This window comes from Variovorax sp. GW821-FHT09B01 (genome assembly GCF_059418345.1).
This window is the reverse complement of the sequence record NZ_JBWKPQ010000001.1, coordinates 889,538-905,443: the sequence shown is the minus strand read 5'-3', so window position 1 is coordinate 905,443 and position 15,906 is coordinate 889,538. Positions and strand designations below refer to the sequence as shown.

The 15,906-nt window shown below is 70.2% G+C and carries 12 protein-coding genes; 10 read left to right on the top strand and 2 right to left on the bottom strand.

Translation table 11 applies throughout. The features are described 5' to 3' along the window. Positions 1-80: 80 nt before the first annotated feature. Both AC07RV_RS03900 and AC07RV_RS03895 read left to right on the top strand, forming a co-directional pair. Positions 81-704, top strand: coding sequence for a nitroreductase family protein (locus tag AC07RV_RS03900; protein WP_296784739.1), 624 nt, complete (start codon positions 81-83; stop codon positions 702-704). Between the two features lie 116 nt (positions 705-820). Next, the gene (locus AC07RV_RS03895) at positions 821-2,845 is read left to right on the top strand and encodes a putative bifunctional diguanylate cyclase/phosphodiesterase (RefSeq protein ID WP_296784735.1); all 2,025 of its coding nucleotides are present in this window, start codon (positions 821-823) and stop codon (positions 2,843-2,845) included. Here AC07RV_RS03895 and AC07RV_RS03890 read toward each other — a convergent pair. Then, positions 2,823-3,785 (bottom strand): LysR substrate-binding domain-containing protein, encoded by a 963-nt coding sequence (locus AC07RV_RS03890; RefSeq protein ID WP_296784732.1) that lies wholly within the window; start codon positions 3,783-3,785, stop codon positions 2,823-2,825. The genes AC07RV_RS03895 and AC07RV_RS03890 overlap by 23 nt on opposite strands. A gap of 150 nt (positions 3,786-3,935) precedes the next feature. On the opposite strand from AC07RV_RS03890, the gene hutU reads away from it, so the two are divergent. The 8 genes from hutU to AC07RV_RS03850 all read left to right on the top strand — a co-directional run bounded on the left by hutU (position 3,936) and on the right by AC07RV_RS03850 (position 15,011). After that, positions 3,936-5,672, top strand: a complete 1,737-nt coding sequence (hutU, locus tag AC07RV_RS03885) for a urocanate hydratase (protein ID WP_444813546.1) — start codon at positions 3,936-3,938, stop codon at positions 5,670-5,672. Between the two features lie 17 nt (positions 5,673-5,689). Further along, the gene (locus tag AC07RV_RS03880; protein WP_093352266.1) at positions 5,690-6,646 is read left to right on the top strand and encodes an ABC transporter substrate-binding protein; all 957 of its coding nucleotides are present in this window, start codon (positions 5,690-5,692) and stop codon (positions 6,644-6,646) included. Between the two features lie 10 nt (positions 6,647-6,656). Continuing rightward, positions 6,657-7,550, top strand: coding sequence for an ABC transporter permease (locus AC07RV_RS03875; RefSeq protein ID WP_093352263.1), 894 nt, complete (start codon positions 6,657-6,659; stop codon positions 7,548-7,550). Continuing rightward, positions 7,547-8,341 (top strand): ABC transporter ATP-binding protein, encoded by a 795-nt coding sequence (locus AC07RV_RS03870; RefSeq protein WP_296784716.1) that lies wholly within the window; start codon positions 7,547-7,549, stop codon positions 8,339-8,341. Before AC07RV_RS03875 ends, AC07RV_RS03870 begins: the two co-directional genes overlap by 4 nt. A gap of 7 nt (positions 8,342-8,348) precedes the next feature. Beyond that, positions 8,349-9,536 (top strand): CaiB/BaiF CoA transferase family protein, encoded by a 1,188-nt coding sequence (locus AC07RV_RS03865; protein ID WP_296784713.1) that lies wholly within the window; start codon positions 8,349-8,351, stop codon positions 9,534-9,536. A gap of 47 nt (positions 9,537-9,583) precedes the next feature. Then, positions 9,584-10,504: an NADPH:quinone oxidoreductase family protein gene (locus tag AC07RV_RS03860; RefSeq protein WP_177239514.1), complete on the top strand. Its 921-nt coding sequence runs from the start codon at positions 9,584-9,586 to the stop codon at positions 10,502-10,504. A gap of 239 nt (positions 10,505-10,743) precedes the next feature. Continuing rightward, the gene (locus AC07RV_RS03855; protein WP_296784708.1) at positions 10,744-12,345 is read left to right on the top strand and encodes a hypothetical protein; all 1,602 of its coding nucleotides are present in this window, start codon (positions 10,744-10,746) and stop codon (positions 12,343-12,345) included. A gap of 119 nt (positions 12,346-12,464) precedes the next feature. Beyond that, the gene (locus tag AC07RV_RS03850) at positions 12,465-15,011 is read left to right on the top strand and encodes a PAS domain S-box protein (RefSeq protein ID WP_296784705.1); all 2,547 of its coding nucleotides are present in this window, start codon (positions 12,465-12,467) and stop codon (positions 15,009-15,011) included. 10 nt (positions 15,012-15,021) lie between these two features. Here the strand turns inward: AC07RV_RS03850 and AC07RV_RS03845 are convergent, their stop codons facing one another. Further along, complete coding sequence (locus AC07RV_RS03845; RefSeq protein WP_093352247.1) at positions 15,022-15,891, bottom strand: LysR family transcriptional regulator; 870 nt, start codon at positions 15,889-15,891, stop codon at positions 15,022-15,024. Between the last annotated feature and the right edge of the window lie 15 nt (positions 15,892-15,906).

Here is a 15,906-nt window from a genome sequence, read left to right as displayed (position 1 = left end):
CGTCCCGTTCCAGCCGCCCGCGCCGCCGCGCGCGGGCGGAGGACGGGGCTCGTCTGCAAGCATCATCCAAGGAGATGTCCATGTCCCATCCGATCCCGATCATCCAGGCCATCGAAGAGCGCCGCACCACCAACCTGTTCGATCCCGCGCGCGGCATCAGCGACGAGCGCATCCAGGAACTGGTGCGCCTGGCCACGACCGCGCCGACCTCGTTCAACCTGCAGAACTGGCGCTTCGTCGCCGTGCGCACGCCCGAACAGAAGGCGCGGCTGCGCGCGCTGGCCTGGGACCAGGCCAAGGTCAGCGAAGCCGCCGTGACCTTCATCGTCTGCGGCCAGCTCGCCGACCACCGCACGCTGCCCGATCGCCTCGCGGGCGCCGTCGAGGCCGGCTTCATGCCGGCGGAGATGGTCCCGGGCTGGGAAGGCGCGGCCAAGAGCCTCTACTTCGAGCAGCCGCAGCGCCAGCGCGACGAGGCGGTGCGCAGCGCGACCTTCGGCGCCGGCGCGCTCATCTACGCGGCGCAGGCGTTGGGGCTGGGCTCCGCGCCGATGATCGGCTTCGACGCGCCCGCGGTCGCCGAGGCCTTCGCGCTGGCGGCCGACGAGATTCCGGTGCTGCTGCTGGCCATCGGCTACGCCACGCCCCAGAACTGGCCGCGCAAGCCGCGCCGGCCGCTGGCGCAGGTGCTGCAGCTGGTCTGAGCCGCCCCTGTCGGCGCAGGCCGACGCCCCGAAGGGCAAAAGGACGAAGGGCGACGCCTGGCTTCCGGTGCGCAATGGGTTAAGGGGGTGAGGACTCCCGCCACCAGTTGCCCACCATGGTCGATCTCCCATCAGGTCACGACCCCTCGAGCGGCCCGTCTTCCGACGAACTCTCGCGGCGGGTGCGGAGCGATCAGCTGCTGTCGGTGCAGCGCAGCGTGCGTGCCGTCGTGCCCTCGGGCATGGCCGTGGGCTGCGTGACCGCCGGCGTCGCGCTCTATGCCTCGGTGCACTGGGCCGGGCCGTCCGCCTGGCTGCTGCTGGTCGTTCTGTCCAATGCCTACCGAGCCCATGTCTGCCGGTCGCTGCGCGCGGTCGAGCAGGCCGTGGCCGGCATGGACGAGCGCGAACTCGCGAGGCGCTTTCGCCGCATCACCTTGTCGTCCCTGCTGTCGGGCTGCGTGTGGGCGCTGCTGCCGCTGTTCTGCGACAGCGAGAACCCGTCGGAAACGCTGTTCTTCCTGACCATCGTCTGCGGCGTCTGCGCCGGCTCCGTGATCTTCAGCGCGGCCTATGCGCCGGTGCCGATCGTCTTCGTGACGCCCGCGCTGGCCGCGGTCACCGCATGGCTGCTCCATGCCGGCGGCTTTCATCACAACGCGCTGGCGGCGATGGTCTTCGTCTACCTGTGCACGCTGGTCTACGCCTCGCGGCGCGGCGAGCGCGCGTTCCGTGCCAGCAGCCGGCTGAAGAACGAGGCGCTGTTCATGGCGGCCGAGCTGCAGCGCACCCATGCCGAGTCCACGCGTGCGACGCGCGAACTGGACTTCCGCGCCAATCACGATTCGCTGACCGGCCTGCTCAACCGCGAGGGCTTCGCGAAGGCGGCCGCGCGCTTCGAGGCCGCGCAGGCGGACGTGGCGCCGCATGCCGCGCTGATGCTGGACCTCGACGGCTTCAAGGCCATCAACGATGCCTTCGGCCACAAGACCGGCGACCGCGTGCTGCAGGACGTCGGCCGGTGGCTGCAGCAACGGCTGGCGCAACATGACGCGGTGGTCGGCCGCTGGGGCGGCGACGAGTTCGCGGTCTTCTATCGCCCGCAAGGCGCGGCCGATGCGCCCGAGCATGTGGCGCAGGGGCTCATCGATTCGATCGGCCATGCCACCTCGCACTACGGCGGCCAGCTCGGCGTGAGCGTGGGCATCTGCACCAGCCTCGACCGCTCGGCCGAGGAGATGCTGAGCTTCTCCGACGAGGCGCTCTACGAAGCCAAGCGGCGCGGGCGCAACCGCTGCCACCGCTTCGACGAGGTGCTGCACGGCCGCCTGCTGCGCCGGCGCGACATCGAGCGCGACATGGTCGAGGCCATGGCGACGCGCGCCATCTGCGCCTGGTACCAGCCGATCCTCGCCGACCGCGGGCGGCGCCTGCACAGCCTCGAGGCCGTGCTGCGCTGGCGGCATCCGAAGCACGGCTGGGTCGCGCCCGGCGAAGTGATCTTCGCGGCCGCGAGCACCGGGCTGGCCGAGCGCCTGCTGCGCCACATCCTCGAGGAGGTCTGCCACGGCCTGGTGCAACTCGGTGGCATCGGCGGCGCCTTCGCCGAGTTGCCGGTGGCGATGAACGTGTCGCCGCGCGAGATGTCGCAGCTGCCGGTCGATGTCATCACCGCGCAGGTGCTCGCGGCCCACGACCTGCCGCCGCGCCGCCTGCAGATCGAGATCACCGAGGAGGTCGCGCTCGACACCTCGACCGCGCGCGCCCGGCTGCGTGCGCTGGCCGAGTCCGGCGTCGCGGTCGCGATCGACGATTTCGGCGTCGGCTATTCCTCGCTGGCCTCGCTGCGCGGCGAGCACGTGCACCAGGTGAAGATCGACCGCAGCTTCGTGTTCGGCCTCGATTCCTCGCCGGCCAGTTGCCTGATGGTGGAGGCGGTGGTGCGGCTGGGGCGCTCGATGGACATCGAGGTGGTGGCCGAGGGCGTCGAGAGCCAGGAGGAGTTCGAGACGCTCACGCGGCTTGGCTGTCCGCTGCTGCAGGGGTTCTATTTCATGCGGCCGGCGCCGTTGGGGCAGGTGGTGGAGTGGGCGGAGCGGCGCCGGGACTCCCTTCCCGTCACGATGGCGTCGAGGTCCTGAGCGATGGATGCGGGCAGCTTGCGCGGAAGCCGTCGATCGACCCCTGCGTCGCCACCAGCTCCTGCGCCAGCCAAACCCTGAACGCGCGCAGCGGCGGATAGTCCTTCTTCTCGCCGGGATAGACCAGGTAATAGGCCAGGTCCTCGCTGGCCAAGTGGCGATAGGGCACGGCCAGCCGACCTTGCTCGATGTCGTCGGCCACGAGGAAGTAGGGCGCGAGCCCGATGCCGAGGCTGGCGGTGACCACCTGCACGATCATCAGGTAGTGCTCGAACACCGGTCCCGGCGGCGTGTGTCCCATCTCCACGCCCAGGCTGCCGAGCCAGAAATTCCACGAGTCCATGCGCGAGGCCAGGTGCACGAGCGTGTAGTCCAGCAGTCGGCGCGGCTCATCGAACGGGCCGTAGCGGCGCAGGAAATCCGGGCTGCAGATCGGCACCACCGCGTCTTGCAGCAGGAACTCCATCTCGGCGCCGCTCCATGAGGACTTGGCGCCGAAATGAATGGCCGCATCGATGTCCTCGATGTGGAAGTTGAACGGCGACAGGTGGGTGGTGAGGTTCAGGATGACGTCGGGATGGCGCGCCGAGAAATCGGAGTAGCGCGGCATCAGCCACCGGGCCGCGATGCTGGGCAGCACCGCGAGGTTGAAACGGCCGCTGCTGCGGCCCCCGGCCTTGAGCTCGACCGACGCGGCCTCGAGCTTGTGCAGCAGCGGCTGGATGCGCCGCAGGTACGCATCGGCCGCCGGCGTGAGCGTCAATCGCTTGCCTTCACGCGCGAACAGCAGCGTGCCGAGTTCGTCCTCCAGGGCCTTGATGAGCTTGCTGATCGCGCCCTGCGTCACGCACAACTCGTCGGCCGCGCGGGTGAAGCTGTGGTGCCGGGCACTGGCCTCGAACGCCAGCAGGCACGAAAGGGAAGGCGTGTGGGTTCGCATTCAATGCATGAGCGTTGGTCATCCACCAAGGAGGAAAAATCGCTTTCGGCCATGCAACGCAATTTTCATAATCGTCGCGGACACGCCGCATTCTAGGGAGAACAGGCGTAATTCCTATCGTTTTCAGGCACGCCATCTTTCTCCGGATCCATGAGCAATGGAATTGGTGGCGACGCTGAATCGGCCGCCTTGGCATGGACCGCACAGGAGAAGAAATTGCCTCACGAGACATCGTTGCCCCGGGTCGTTCGCGCCGCCCGCGGGACCGAACTTCGAGCCCGCAGCTGGCGCACGGAAGGGCCGTTGCGCATGCTGATGAACAACCTCGATCCGGACGTTGCGGAGAATCCCGCGCAACTGATCGTCTATGGCGGCGTGGGGCGCGCGGCGCGCAATTGGGACGCCTTCGATCGAATCGTCGAAACGCTCGAGCGGCTGGACGACGACCACACCCTGCTGGTGCAGTCCGGCAAACCCGTGGGCGTGTTCCGTACCCATGCGATGGCGCCGCGCGTACTGATCGCCAATTCCAACCTCGTGCCCAAATGGGCCACGCAGGACCACTTCAACGAGCTCGAGCGCAAGGGCCTGATGATGTTCGGCCAGATGACGGCCGGCTCCTGGTTCTACATCGGCAGCCAGGGCACGGTGCAGGGCACCTACGAGACCTATGCGGAGGTCGGGCGCCGGCATTTCGGCGGCTCGATGGAGGGCCGATGGATGCTCACCGCGGGGCTCGGCGGCATGGGCGGCTCGCAACCCCTGGCCGGGCGGATGACGGGCGCCGCGATCCTCGTGGTGGAGTGCCAGCAGAGCCGCATCGACATGCGCCTGCGCACCGGCTACCTCGACGTGCAGGCGCGCGATCTCGCGCATGCGCTCGAACTCGTCGACGAGGCGCGTGCGCAGCGCCGCGGGTTGTCGATCGCGCTGTGCGGCAATGCCGCCGAGGTCCTGCCCGAGATCGTTCGCCGCGGCCTGTGTCCCGACGTGGTGACCGACCAGACCGCCGCGCACGACCTGCTGCACGGCTACCTGCCCGCCGGCTGGGACGTGGCGCACTGGGAGGCGGCGCGCGCGAGCGACCCCCGCGCGGTCGAGCAGGCGGCGCGCGCATCGATCGCGCTGCATGTGCGCGCGATGCTGGACTTCAAGGCGCGCGGCGCCGTGGTGTTCGACTACGGCAACAACATCCGCCAGGTCGCGCTCGATGAGGGCGTGACGCAGGCCTTCGACTTTCCGTCGTTCGTGGTGGCCTATGTCCGGCCGCTGTTCTGCGAGGGCAAGGGGCCTTTCCGCTGGGTCGCGCTGTCGGGCGATCCGCAGGACATCTACAAGACGGACGAGCGCCTGCGCGCCTTGTTCCCGCAGGACCAGGCGCTGGGCCGCTGGCTCACGATGGCACGCGAGTGCGTCAGGTTCCAGGGCCTGCCCGCGCGCATCTGCTGGCTCGGCCTGGGCGAGCGGCATCTCGCGGGGCTCGCGATCAACGAGATGGTGCGCAACGGCGAGCTCAGCGGGCCGATCGCCATCAGCCGCGATCACATGGACTCGGGCTCGGTGGCCAGCCCGAACCGCGAGACCGAAGGCATGCTCGACGGCTCCGACGCCGTGGCCGACTGGCCGCTTCTGAACGCCCTGCTCAACACGGCCTGCGGTGCCGACTGGGTCAGCATCCATCATGGCGGCGGCGTGGGCATGGGCTACTCGATCCACGCGGGCATGGCGCTGGTGGCCGATGGCACGCAAGGCACCGACGAGCGCATCGCGCGGCTGCTCTGGAACGATCCCGCCACCGGCGTGATGCGCCACGCCGACGCGGGCTACGAGATCGCCGCGCGCACCGCGCGCGAGCGCCAACTGGACCTGCCTTCGCTGGCAGCCTGACTCTGAAGGAGCACGTCATGAAATGGACAAGGTACTTCCTGGCCCTCGGGCTCGTCGTCGGCGCGTCGATGGCCTCGGCGCAGACCAGGCACGTGGCGATCGCGAACATGGTCGACATTCCCCAGCTGATCCAGGTCAAGACCGGGCTCGTGGACGCGTTGCGCGGCGCGGGCTACGTCGAAGGCCAGAACCTCAGGCTCGACTACCTGTCGGCCCAGGGCAACGCGGGCATCGCCACGCAGATCCTGCGCAAGTTCGTCGGCGATGCGCCCGACGTGATCGTCACCATCACCACGCCGATGGCGCAGGCCGCCTTGTCGGCCACGAGGACGGTGCCCGTGGTCTTCACCGTGGTGACCGATCCGCTCGGCGCCAAGGTGGTCCCGTCGCTGAAGCGTCCGGGCGGCAATGCCACCGGCATCTCCGACCTCGCGCCGATCGAGCGGCAGTTGCGCCTGATCAAGGCCTTCATGCCGCAGGCCAGGCGCCTGGGGGTGATCTACAACACCGGGCTCGATGGCTCGCGCTACCAGATCGAAGTGCTCAAGCCGCTGCTCAAGGCCCATGGCATGACGCTGGTCGAGGCGAATGCGCCCACCTCCAACGAGGTCGGTTCGGCCATGCGTTCGCTCGTGGGCAAGACGGACGTGGTCTGGATTCCCAACGATCCGACCGTGTACGCGGCGCTCGAATCGGCGGTGCGCATTGGCCAGGAACAGAAGATTCCCGTGTTCACGGCCGAGACCCGCACCGTGGAGCGCGGCGCGGTGGCCTCGATCGGCTTCGACTACAACGCCGTCGGTGAAGAGGCGGCCCGCCAGGTCGTCAAGATCCTCAAGGGCGCGAAGCCCGGCGATATCGACGTGGAAACGCCGCAGGTGTTTCGCACGGTCGTGAACCAGCGCGCTGCGCAGGCCGCGGGCCTGAGCATTCCGGACGACGTGGCCCGCCAGGCCAACATCGTCAATCGCTGAGGAGGGCGGGATGAATTTCTACGCCTTGCTGGGCGCGCTCGAGACGGGGCTGATCTTCGGCTTCGTCGCGCTCGGAACCTACATCACCTTTCGCCTGCTGAAGTTCCCCGACATCACGGTGGAGGGCAGCTTCCCGCTCGGCGGTGCCGTGGCGGCCGCATCGATCGTCGCGGGCGCCAACCCCTACCTGGCCACCTTGCTGGCCTTCGTCGCCGGCATGCTCGCGGGCTCGCTCACGGCCTTCCTCAACGTCCGGCTGCGCATCCTGCACATCCTCAGCGGCATCCTGGCCTCGGTCGCGATGTATTCGGTGAACATGCGCATCATGGGGCGGCCCAACACGCCCTTGCTGGGCACCGACACGGTGTTCACGGGGCTGGGCGCGCACTTCGTCGGCAGTGCCTATGCGGTACCGCTCGTGCTCATCCTGCTGTGCGCGGCGATCGTCCTGCTGCTCAACCGCTTCCTCGCTTCCGAAACCGGACTGGCCTTGCGGGCGACCGGCGCCAATCCGCGGATGGCGGCCGCCTACGGCATCCACACCGGCCGCATGACCTGGCTGGGGCTCGCCATGGCGAACGGGCTGTCCGCTCTCGGCGGTGCGCTTTTCGCGCAGACGCAGGGTTCGGCCGACGTCAACATGGGCGGCGGCGTGGTGGTCGTCGGCTTTGCCGCCGTGATCGGCGGCGGGGTGCTGATCAGGAACACGACCATCGTGCGTGCGACCTTGTCCGCGCTGGTGGGCGCCGTGCTCTATCGCATCGCGGTGGCGCTGGCCCTGGACGTCGACAGCATCGGGCTCACGCCCTCCGACTTGAACATGGTGACCGCGGCGCTCGTGGCACTGGCACTGGTTGCGCCCGGCGTGGGCCTGGCCGGTGCGCTGCGCGGGAGAAAAGCATGATCAGGGTCGAGAAGCTCGATGTGGTCTTCAATCCCGGCTCCGCGCTCGAGAACCACGTGCTGCGCGGCCTGTCGCTGGACATCCCCCAGCAGCAGTTCATCACGGTGATCGGTTCCAACGGTGCCGGCAAGTCGACCTTGCTCAATGTGCTCGCGGGAGAGACGACCCCCACCGGCGGGGCCGTCACGATCGATGGCGAAGCCATCGCCGGCTGGCCGGTCGCGCGTCGCGCCGGTGCCATCGCCCGTGTCTTCCAAGACCCGCTGGCGGGCACCTGCGAGGAACTGACGATCGAGGAGAACATGGCCATCGCCCTGGCGCGCGGCCATGCGCGCGGACTGGGGCATGCGGTGACGGCGCCTCGGCGCGAGCGCATCCGCGCGGCGCTGGCCCGGCTCGGCCTCGGGCTGGAGAACCGGCTGCACGACCGCATGGGCCTGCTCTCGGGCGGGCAGCGCCAGGCGATCAGCCTGCTGATGGCGTCGCTCAACGCGTCGAGCCTGCTGCTGCTCGACGAGCACACGGCCGCGCTCGATCCGCGCACCTCGGAGTTCGTGATGACGCTCACCGACGATCTCGTGCGCGAGCTCAAGCTCACGGTGCTGATGGTCACGCACAGCATGCGCCAGGCACTCGATCACGGCGACCGGACCATCATGCTGCACCAGGGGCGCATCGTCTTCGACATCGCCGGCAGCGAACGCGAGCGGCTCGATGTTCCGGACCTGCTGGCGCTGTTCTCCCAGCGCAGCGGCAAGGAACTCAGCGACGACAGCCTTCTTCTGGGATGACCCTCTCATGACCCAACAACAACTTCTGAACGGCCTGCGCATCGTCGACCTGTCGCGCGTGATGTCGGGGCCTTACTGCACCGCGCTGCTGGCCGACGTGGGGGCCGAGGTGATCAAGATCGAGACGCCCGTGACCGGCGACGACTCGCGCCACTTCGGCCCCTTCGTCGACGGCCGCAGCGTCTACTTCTCCTTGCTGAACCGCAACAAGAAGAGCGTCACGCTCAATCTCAAGGACGAGCGCGCGCGCGAGATGCTGTATGCGCTGATCGATACCGCCGATGCGGTGGTCGAGAACTTCCGCCCCGGCGTCGCGCAGCGGCTGGGGGTGGACTACGAGACGCTGAAGGCGCGCAATCCCTCGCTGGTCTACCTGAGCATCTCCGGCTTCGGGCAGCAGGGCGAATTCAAGGGGCGGCCGGCCTATGACCTGATCATCCAGGCCATGTCCGGGCTCATGAGCACCACGGGCCGTCCCGGGCAGGAGCCCACCTGCGTGGGCGACTCGGTGGCGGACCTCGTGACGGGCCTGTTCGGTGCCTGGTCGCTGATGACGGCGCTGTTCGCTCGCGAGCGGGATGGCCAGGGGCGCCAGATCGACCTGTCGATGTTCGATGCGATGCTGGCCCTGCAGCTCACCAGCGCGAGCCGCCTGTTCGCCAGCGGCACGGCGCCGCAGCGCGTGGGCAACCGCCATCCCGTGACCTCGCCGGTGGACTGCTTCGAGGCCCGCGACGGCTGGGCGGTGATCGTGGTCAGCAACGACGGGTTCTTCCGCCGCTTCGCGCCGTTGATCGGCAAGCCCGAATGGGTCGAGGATCCGCGCTTCGTCGACAACCTGCAGCGCGCGCGCAACGAGCCGGCGCTGAAGGCGGCGATCACGGCATGGTCGCGCGAGCGGACCGTGGACGAGGTGGTCCAGGCCTGCCTGGAGGCCGACGTGCCGGCGGGCCCGGTCTGGGATCTGCAGCAGGCCCATGCGCAGTCCGCGCGGCAGGATCGTGGGCGGGTCGCCCAGGCGCAGGATGCCGAGCGCCCCTGGCCGTTCGTGCTGCAGCCGGCCGTGTTCTCTTCGGGGGATCCGGCGAAGGTCCAGGCCGACCCCTTGTTGGGCGCGCACACCGACGAGGTGTTGCAGGGCATCGGCATCGCGCCGGCGGATCTTGCGCAACTGCGCGCGCGGGGGGCCGTATGAAGTCGTGGATCGTCAGGGACGTCACGCAGCCTCCGGAGCTCATGGAGATGCCGCTGCCGCATCCCAAGCCGGGCCAGGTGCTGGTGCGGGTGGCCGCTGCCGGGCTCAACTTCTCGGACGTGCTGATGACGCGCGGCGCCTACCAGATCCGGCCGCCGCTGCCCTTCACCCCGGGCCAGGAGATCAGCGGCATCGTCGAAAGCGTTTCGGGCGGTGGCGCCTTCAGCCCCGGCGACCGGGTCGCCACCAAGGTCATGTGGGGCGGCTTCGCGCAGTTCGCCGTGGCCGAGGCCTCGTGGCTGGTGCGTGTGCCCGAGGAAGTCCCGCTGGCCGAGGCCGCCGTGCTGCCGGTGGTCTGGCCGACCGCGTGGATCGCCTTGTTCGCACGGGCCCGGTTGCAGGCGGGCGAGACGGTGCTGGTGCACGCGGCCGCCGGCGGGGTCGGGCTGGCGGCCACCCAGCTCGCGGTTCGGGCCGGTGCGCGCGTCATCGCCACCGCGGGCGGCCAGGACAAGCTCGCGCATTGCAGGGAGCGCGGGGCTTCGGTCTGCATCGACTACCGCGAGGACGACTGGGTCGAGCAGGTGATGCAGGCCACCGGTGGCAAGGGCGTGGATGTGGTCATCGATCCGGTGGGGGGCGATATCACGGACCGCAGCGTCAAGTGCCTGGCCCATGGCGCGCGCCTCTGTCTCGTGGGTTTCTCGAGCGGACGCATTCCCGAGATCCGCGCCAACCGTCTTCTGCTCAAGAGCGCGTCGGCGCTGGGCATCTACTGGAGCCACGAGCGCGACCTGCCGCTGATCGGGCAGGCGCTGGACGACGTGCTGGCGGGTTTCAGGCACCAGCAGCTGCACGCGGACGTGGGCGGTCGCTACGCTTTCAGCGAGTTGCCTCGCGCGTTGGCCGATCTGCAGGAGCGGCGCACCTTCGGCAAGCTGGTGCTGCTGCCCGACGGCAACCCCTGACCCGGCGTTCGGCGGCCTGGGCAAGCCCAGGTGCCCGCGCGCATCCTCCGACGCCTCGACCCGGCGCGAGCGCCGGCCGTCGCCTCGCTCGTATACATTCGCTACGAAAGCGGAACACGAGGGGCGAGGATGACGGTCGGCAAGGAACGGGGCATCGCCAGCAGCCGGATGGCGGCATGCCAGGCGCAGGGATCCGGGGACGCGGCGCGCCCGTGTTCCTTTGACGGGCGTGCCCGGCCATGAACGCGCAGGTGCTCGCGGCCCTGCAGTCGCTCGGCCTTTCGGAAGACACGGACGGCAAGGCGGTACGCCGCGCCTATGCCGCGCAACTCAAGCAGATCGACGTCGCCGCGGAGCCCGCACGGTTCCAGGCGCTGCGCGAGCGCTATGAGCTCGTGCTGGCCTGGCTCGCGCACCGCGATGCCGCCGCGCGCGATGCGCCGGACCCGACACCTGCTTCGCCGGAGGAGGTTGCGCCGACCCCGGCGGCACCTGCGAGCGGCCCCGTCGACGACGCCGCTGCGCCGTCCCGGATGCAGCGGTCCGACGACTACGCCCGCGCCGTGTTCGATGCCCTCATGGCCCGCCTCGCCGCGGCCGGGACACCGGACCGGCACGAAGCGCGGGCGGCGCTCGATGCCGCGCTCGAGGACCCGCGGCTGCTGGATGTGGATGCACGGTTCCTGTTCGAGCTGGGCGTGGCCTCGTGGCTGGCCAACGGTTGGCGCCCCGGGCACGAGAAGGTGTTCGCCCCGGCCGTCGGTGCCTTCCGCTGGCGCGAGGAAGCGGCGTCGCTCTCGAGGCTGGGCCGTTCCGGCGTCATCATCGACCACGCAATCCAGGAGCTGGATGCGTACGACAGCTTGCCCGAGGCCACGCGCGAGCGCCTGCGCGAACCGATCCGGCAGCTGCGCTCGCCGGACAAGCCGGGCGTGCGCCGGCTCGCGAAGTCGCTGCCGCTGGCCGAGCAGGCCGTGCGCAACTTCCCCCACTGGCTGCACATCGTCACCAACCCCTCGAACATCGAGCGCTGGCGCGCATGGGAAGCGGCCATTCCGGGGTGGCGGCGCTTCGTGGCGTTCGCGCCCGCGCGGCCCAAGGCGCGGCCGGTGCCTACGGGCAACGCGGCGTCCGCCAGCAATCCGTGGGTGGTGGTGATGTGCCTGGTCGGCATGATGGGGCTCGCGTCGACGCTGTCGAGGCTCTCGACGCCGCCCGCCCCGGCTCCGGCGCCGCATGGCACGCTGGCACCCTTGCCGCGCGCGCCGAGCGCACCGGCGGCTTCGTTCCCGGCGCTTGCACCTTCGCCGCCGTTGCCCCTGGCCGCGGCGCCGGCGCGACCTCCGGCGTCGACGGCACCGACGGCACCGGCCATCGCACCGGCGGCGCTGGTGCAGCAGCCCTACGCCACGCTGCCGGAGGCAAGGAAGCTGGCCGCCTCGCTCGGCAAGGGCAAGGCCGACGTGCTCAAGTGCAACGACGCGATCCGCATCCTCGAGCTTCATGCCAAGGAATTCGAGAAGGGATCGTTCGGTCGCTCCTTCGACAGCCTGATGATCAACTGCCTCATGGGCAAGCTCGCGATGTTTCCCTATCCGCTGATCGACCGGGCGATCAAGCGTGAGTTCGGGCGGCGGGCGGGCGATGCGACCGCGGGGCTGTCGGAGATCCGGGGCCTGTCGCCCCTGCCCGTGATGCCCCGGCCGGCACCGGTCCGTCCGGTGATGGCTTCGCCGCCGGGCATGACGATGCCGTCCTCCGATCCTTCCGCGCCGTCCGTGCTGAGACCACCGGGATCCGCGAACCCGTGGGCGGTGCCGCCGCCGACGTCCGGTCCTTAGATTGCCCCGGACCGGTCGCGAGACGGCCTGCCCGCCGACGCGGCACAGCCCGCGGCGCCCCTACGATACCGACCCTGGACAGGCGCACCAAGGGATACGCCCAGCACGCGGACGCACTCATGAAGAACGGCGAGACACACGGCGGGCCCGGCACCGCACTGCAGCACGAGGGACATTTCCGGCCCGACGGCACGCTCGCCGCCGCCTTCCTGCGCGAGCACGACTGGGCGCGCTCGGCGCTCGGTCCGCCGCAGGGCTGGTCCGGCGCGCTGCGCCACGCGGTGTCGCTGATGCTCGATTCGGCCCTGCCGATGTGGCTGGCTTGGGGCGACGGCCTGGGCATGGTCTACAACGAGCCGTACGCCCGGGTCCTCGGCGGCAAGCATCCCGCAGCTCTGGGCGCTCCGCTGGCCGAGGTCTGGGCGGAGATCTGGCCCGAGGTCGGGCCGCTGGTCGAGACGGCGCTGGCCGGCAGCCCGGTCCATCGCGAGGACCTGCCGCTCATCGTGAACCGCGACGGGCTGGAGGAACAGACCTGGTTCACCTTCTCCTATGCGCCGCTGCGCGACGAACAGGGCGCCGTGCGCGGCCTGCTGTGCACCGTCTGGGAGACCACCGCCCAGGTGCTGGCCCGGCGCCAGCTGGCCGACAAGGAGGACGAGGCGACGCGGCGCCAGGCCCAGCGCACGGAGACCGAGGAGCGCTACCGGCTCGCGGTGCTGGCCACCAACGACGCGGTCTGGGACTGGCGCCTGTCCGACGGCCACGTGGTCTGGAACCAGGCGCTGACCACGCTGTTCGGCCACACGGAGGAAGAGACCAGCGCCGACTGGTGGCTCGACCACATCCATCCCGAGGACCGCGCGCGCGTCGAGACCGGCATCCATGCGGTGATCGACGGCGGCGGGACGGCCTGGACGCAGGAGTACCGCTTCCTGCGCAAGGACGGCAGCCATGCCGAGGTGTTCGACCGCGGCACCGTGCTGCGCGATGCGCAGGGCCGGCCGCTGCGCATGATCGGCGCCATGCTCGACCTGAGCGAGCGCAAGGCCACCGAGCTCGCGCTGCGCGAGAGCCACCGGCAGTTCCGTACCCTGTTCGAGACCATCGACGAGGGCTTCTGCGTCATCGAATTCCTCGACGGCCCGCATGGCCCGATGAGCGACTACGTCCACGTCACGGCCAACCCCGCCTACCTGGCCAATGCCGGCATCGCCGACGTGGTGGGCCAGCGGGTGCGCGAGATGGTGCCCGACGAGGCCGACGGCTGGGTCGACATCTACCGCCGTGTGCTGCTCACGGGCGAGCCGGTGCGCTTCGAGCGCGAGCTGGTGCGCACCGGCCGCTTCCTCGAGCTGGCCGCCTTCCGCGTCGAGCCGCCCGAGCGCCGCCAGGTCGCGGTGCTGTTCCAGGACGTGACCCAGCGCCACCGCGCCGAGCGCGCGCTGCTCGAGCTCAACGACTCGCTCGAGCACCGCGTGGCCGAGGAGGTTGCGCAGCGGCTCAAGACCGAGGAGGCGCTGCGCCAGGCGCAGAAGATGGAGGCGGTGGGACAGCTCACCGGCGGCATCGCGCACGACTTCAACAACATGCTCGCGGTGGTGATCGGTTCGCTCGACCTGCTGGGGCGCCAGCTCGCGGCCGATGACGTTCGCGCCCGGCGCTACGTCGAGGCCGCGCGCGACGGCGCGAAGCGCGCCGCGCTGCTGACGCAACGGCTGCTCGCCTTCTCGCGCCAGCAGCCGCTGCGCCCCGAGTCGCTCGATGCCAACCGGCTGGTGGCGGGCATGTCGGACCTGCTGCGCCGCTCGCTCAGCGGCGCGATCCAGCTCGAGACCGTGCTGGCCGGCGGGCTGTGGCGCACGCACGCCGACCCCAACCAGCTCGAGAACGTGATCCTCAACCTCGCGGTCAACGGGCGCGACGCCATGCCCGACGGCGGGCGGCTCACGATCGAGACCGCCAACACCCACCTCGACGAGCGCTATGCGGTCGAGCACCTCGGCCTCTCGTCCGGGCAGTACGTGATGATCGCCGTCAGCGACACCGGCTCGGGCATGCCTGCCAAGGTGGTCGCCAAGGCCTTCGACCCCTTCTTCACCACCAAGGAGGTGGGCCGCGGCACGGGACTGGGCCTGAGCCAGGTCTACGGCTTCGTCAAGCAGTCGGGCGGCCACGTGAAGATCTATTCGGAGGTCGGCGAGGGCACGGCCGTGAAGGTCTACCTGCCGCGCCTGCTCGGCGCGCCCGCCGAGGACGAGAAGGCCGAGGCCGCCCCGGACACGCCGCTGGGCGGCACCGAGGAGCTGATCCTCGTGGTGGAGGACGAGCCCGCGGTTCGGCAGCTCACGGTCGCGGCGCTCACCGAGCTCGGCTACCGCGTGCTGCAGGCCGACGGCGCCGTGGCGGCGCTGAAGCTGATCGATGCCCATCCCGAGATCCAGCTGCTGTTCACCGACGTGGTGATGCCCGAGACCAATGGTCGCAAGCTGGCCGACGAGGCGCTGCGGCGACGGCCGGAGCTCAAGGTGCTGTTCACCACCGGCTACACGCGCAATGCGGTGGTGCACAACGGCGTGCTCGACGCGGGCGTGCACCTGATCGGCAAGCCCTTCACGATCGAGGAACTGGCGGTGCGCGTGCGCGAGGTGCTCGACGCGTCCTAGGACGCGGCGATCAGGGCAGCCGCAGCGCCTCGCTGTCGGCGAAGGCCCGGGCGAGATAGTCCATCACCGCGCGCACCGTGGCCGAGCGCTTGAGCTCACGGTGCGTGACCAGCCAGATCGCATGCTCGAAGGGCTCGCCGCCGGGCTCGAGCTTCACCAGAGCGGGCTCCGCGTCGCCGAGGAAGCAGGGCAGGCCCGCGACGCCGGCGCCGGCACGCGCGGCGACGAGCTGGCTGCTGATGTCGCCGAGCTCGCAGCCCACCGGGCGCTCGCCCGCGTTGCCGAGCAGCCAGCGCTGCTGGGGCATGTCGGCGAAGCGGTCGTCGTAGGCGATGAAGGTCCAGCGCGCGGGCTCCGCGAGGGCGGGGTAGTCGCGGCCCGCATAGAGCGCGAAGGGGATGCGGCCGACGCGGCGCGCGATGTTGTTCGGTTCGCTGGGCCGCACATGGCGCAGCGCGAGGTCCGCCTCGCCGCGGCTCAGCGAGACCTGCTGGGCCTCGGAGCGCACCGACAGCTGGATGTCGGGATAGACCGCATGGAAGTCCGCCATGCGCGCGGCGAGGAAGTGCGTGGCCAGCACCGGCGAGGCGCTCAAGGTCACCTTGCCGCGCAGCGACACCTGCCGTGCCTGGCTGCGCCGCGCGATGGCGAAGGAGGCGCTCTCCATCGCCTTGGCCTGCTCGAAGACCTCGAGGCCCGCGGCCGTCAGGCGGCAGGCGCGCGGCAGCCGCTCCACCAGCGGCAATCCCAGTTCGGCCTCGAGCGCCGCCAGCCGGCGGCTCACCGTCGCATGGTCGACGCGCAGCGAACGCGCGGCACCCGACAGCGTGCCGGCGCGGCCGACGGCCAGGAAATGGCGCAGGTTCTCCCAGTCGAACATGGTGTTGTTTATCTG

What these genes read in the sequence shown, in the direction of transcription:
- hutU (WP_444813546.1), top strand. Translation starts at nt 3,936, where the DNA reads ATGAGCAATGGAATTGGTGGCGACGCTGAATCGGCCGCCTTGGCATGG.
- AC07RV_RS03900 (WP_296784739.1), top strand. Translation starts at nt 81, where the DNA reads ATGTCCCATCCGATCCCGATCATCCAGGCCATCGAAGAGCGCCGCACC.
- AC07RV_RS03880 (WP_093352266.1), top strand. Translation starts at nt 5,690, where the DNA reads ATGAAATGGACAAGGTACTTCCTGGCCCTCGGGCTCGTCGTCGGCGCG.
- AC07RV_RS03895 (WP_296784735.1), top strand. Translation starts at nt 821, where the DNA reads ATGGTCGATCTCCCATCAGGTCACGACCCCTCGAGCGGCCCGTCTTCC.
- AC07RV_RS03890 (WP_296784732.1), bottom strand. Translation starts at nt 3,785, where the DNA reads ATGCGAACCCACACGCCTTCCCTTTCGTGCCTGCTGGCGTTCGAGGCC.
- AC07RV_RS03850 (WP_296784705.1), top strand. Translation starts at nt 12,465, where the DNA reads ATGAAGAACGGCGAGACACACGGCGGGCCCGGCACCGCACTGCAGCAC.
- AC07RV_RS03870 (WP_296784716.1), top strand. Translation starts at nt 7,547, where the DNA reads ATGATCAGGGTCGAGAAGCTCGATGTGGTCTTCAATCCCGGCTCCGCG.
- AC07RV_RS03845 (WP_093352247.1), bottom strand. Translation starts at nt 15,891, where the DNA reads ATGTTCGACTGGGAGAACCTGCGCCATTTCCTGGCCGTCGGCCGCGCC.
- AC07RV_RS03865 (WP_296784713.1), top strand. Translation starts at nt 8,349, where the DNA reads ATGACCCAACAACAACTTCTGAACGGCCTGCGCATCGTCGACCTGTCG.
- AC07RV_RS03875 (WP_093352263.1), top strand. Translation starts at nt 6,657, where the DNA reads ATGAATTTCTACGCCTTGCTGGGCGCGCTCGAGACGGGGCTGATCTTC.
- AC07RV_RS03855 (WP_296784708.1), top strand. Translation starts at nt 10,744, where the DNA reads ATGAACGCGCAGGTGCTCGCGGCCCTGCAGTCGCTCGGCCTTTCGGAA.
- AC07RV_RS03860 (WP_177239514.1), top strand. Translation starts at nt 9,584, where the DNA reads ATGCCGCTGCCGCATCCCAAGCCGGGCCAGGTGCTGGTGCGGGTGGCC.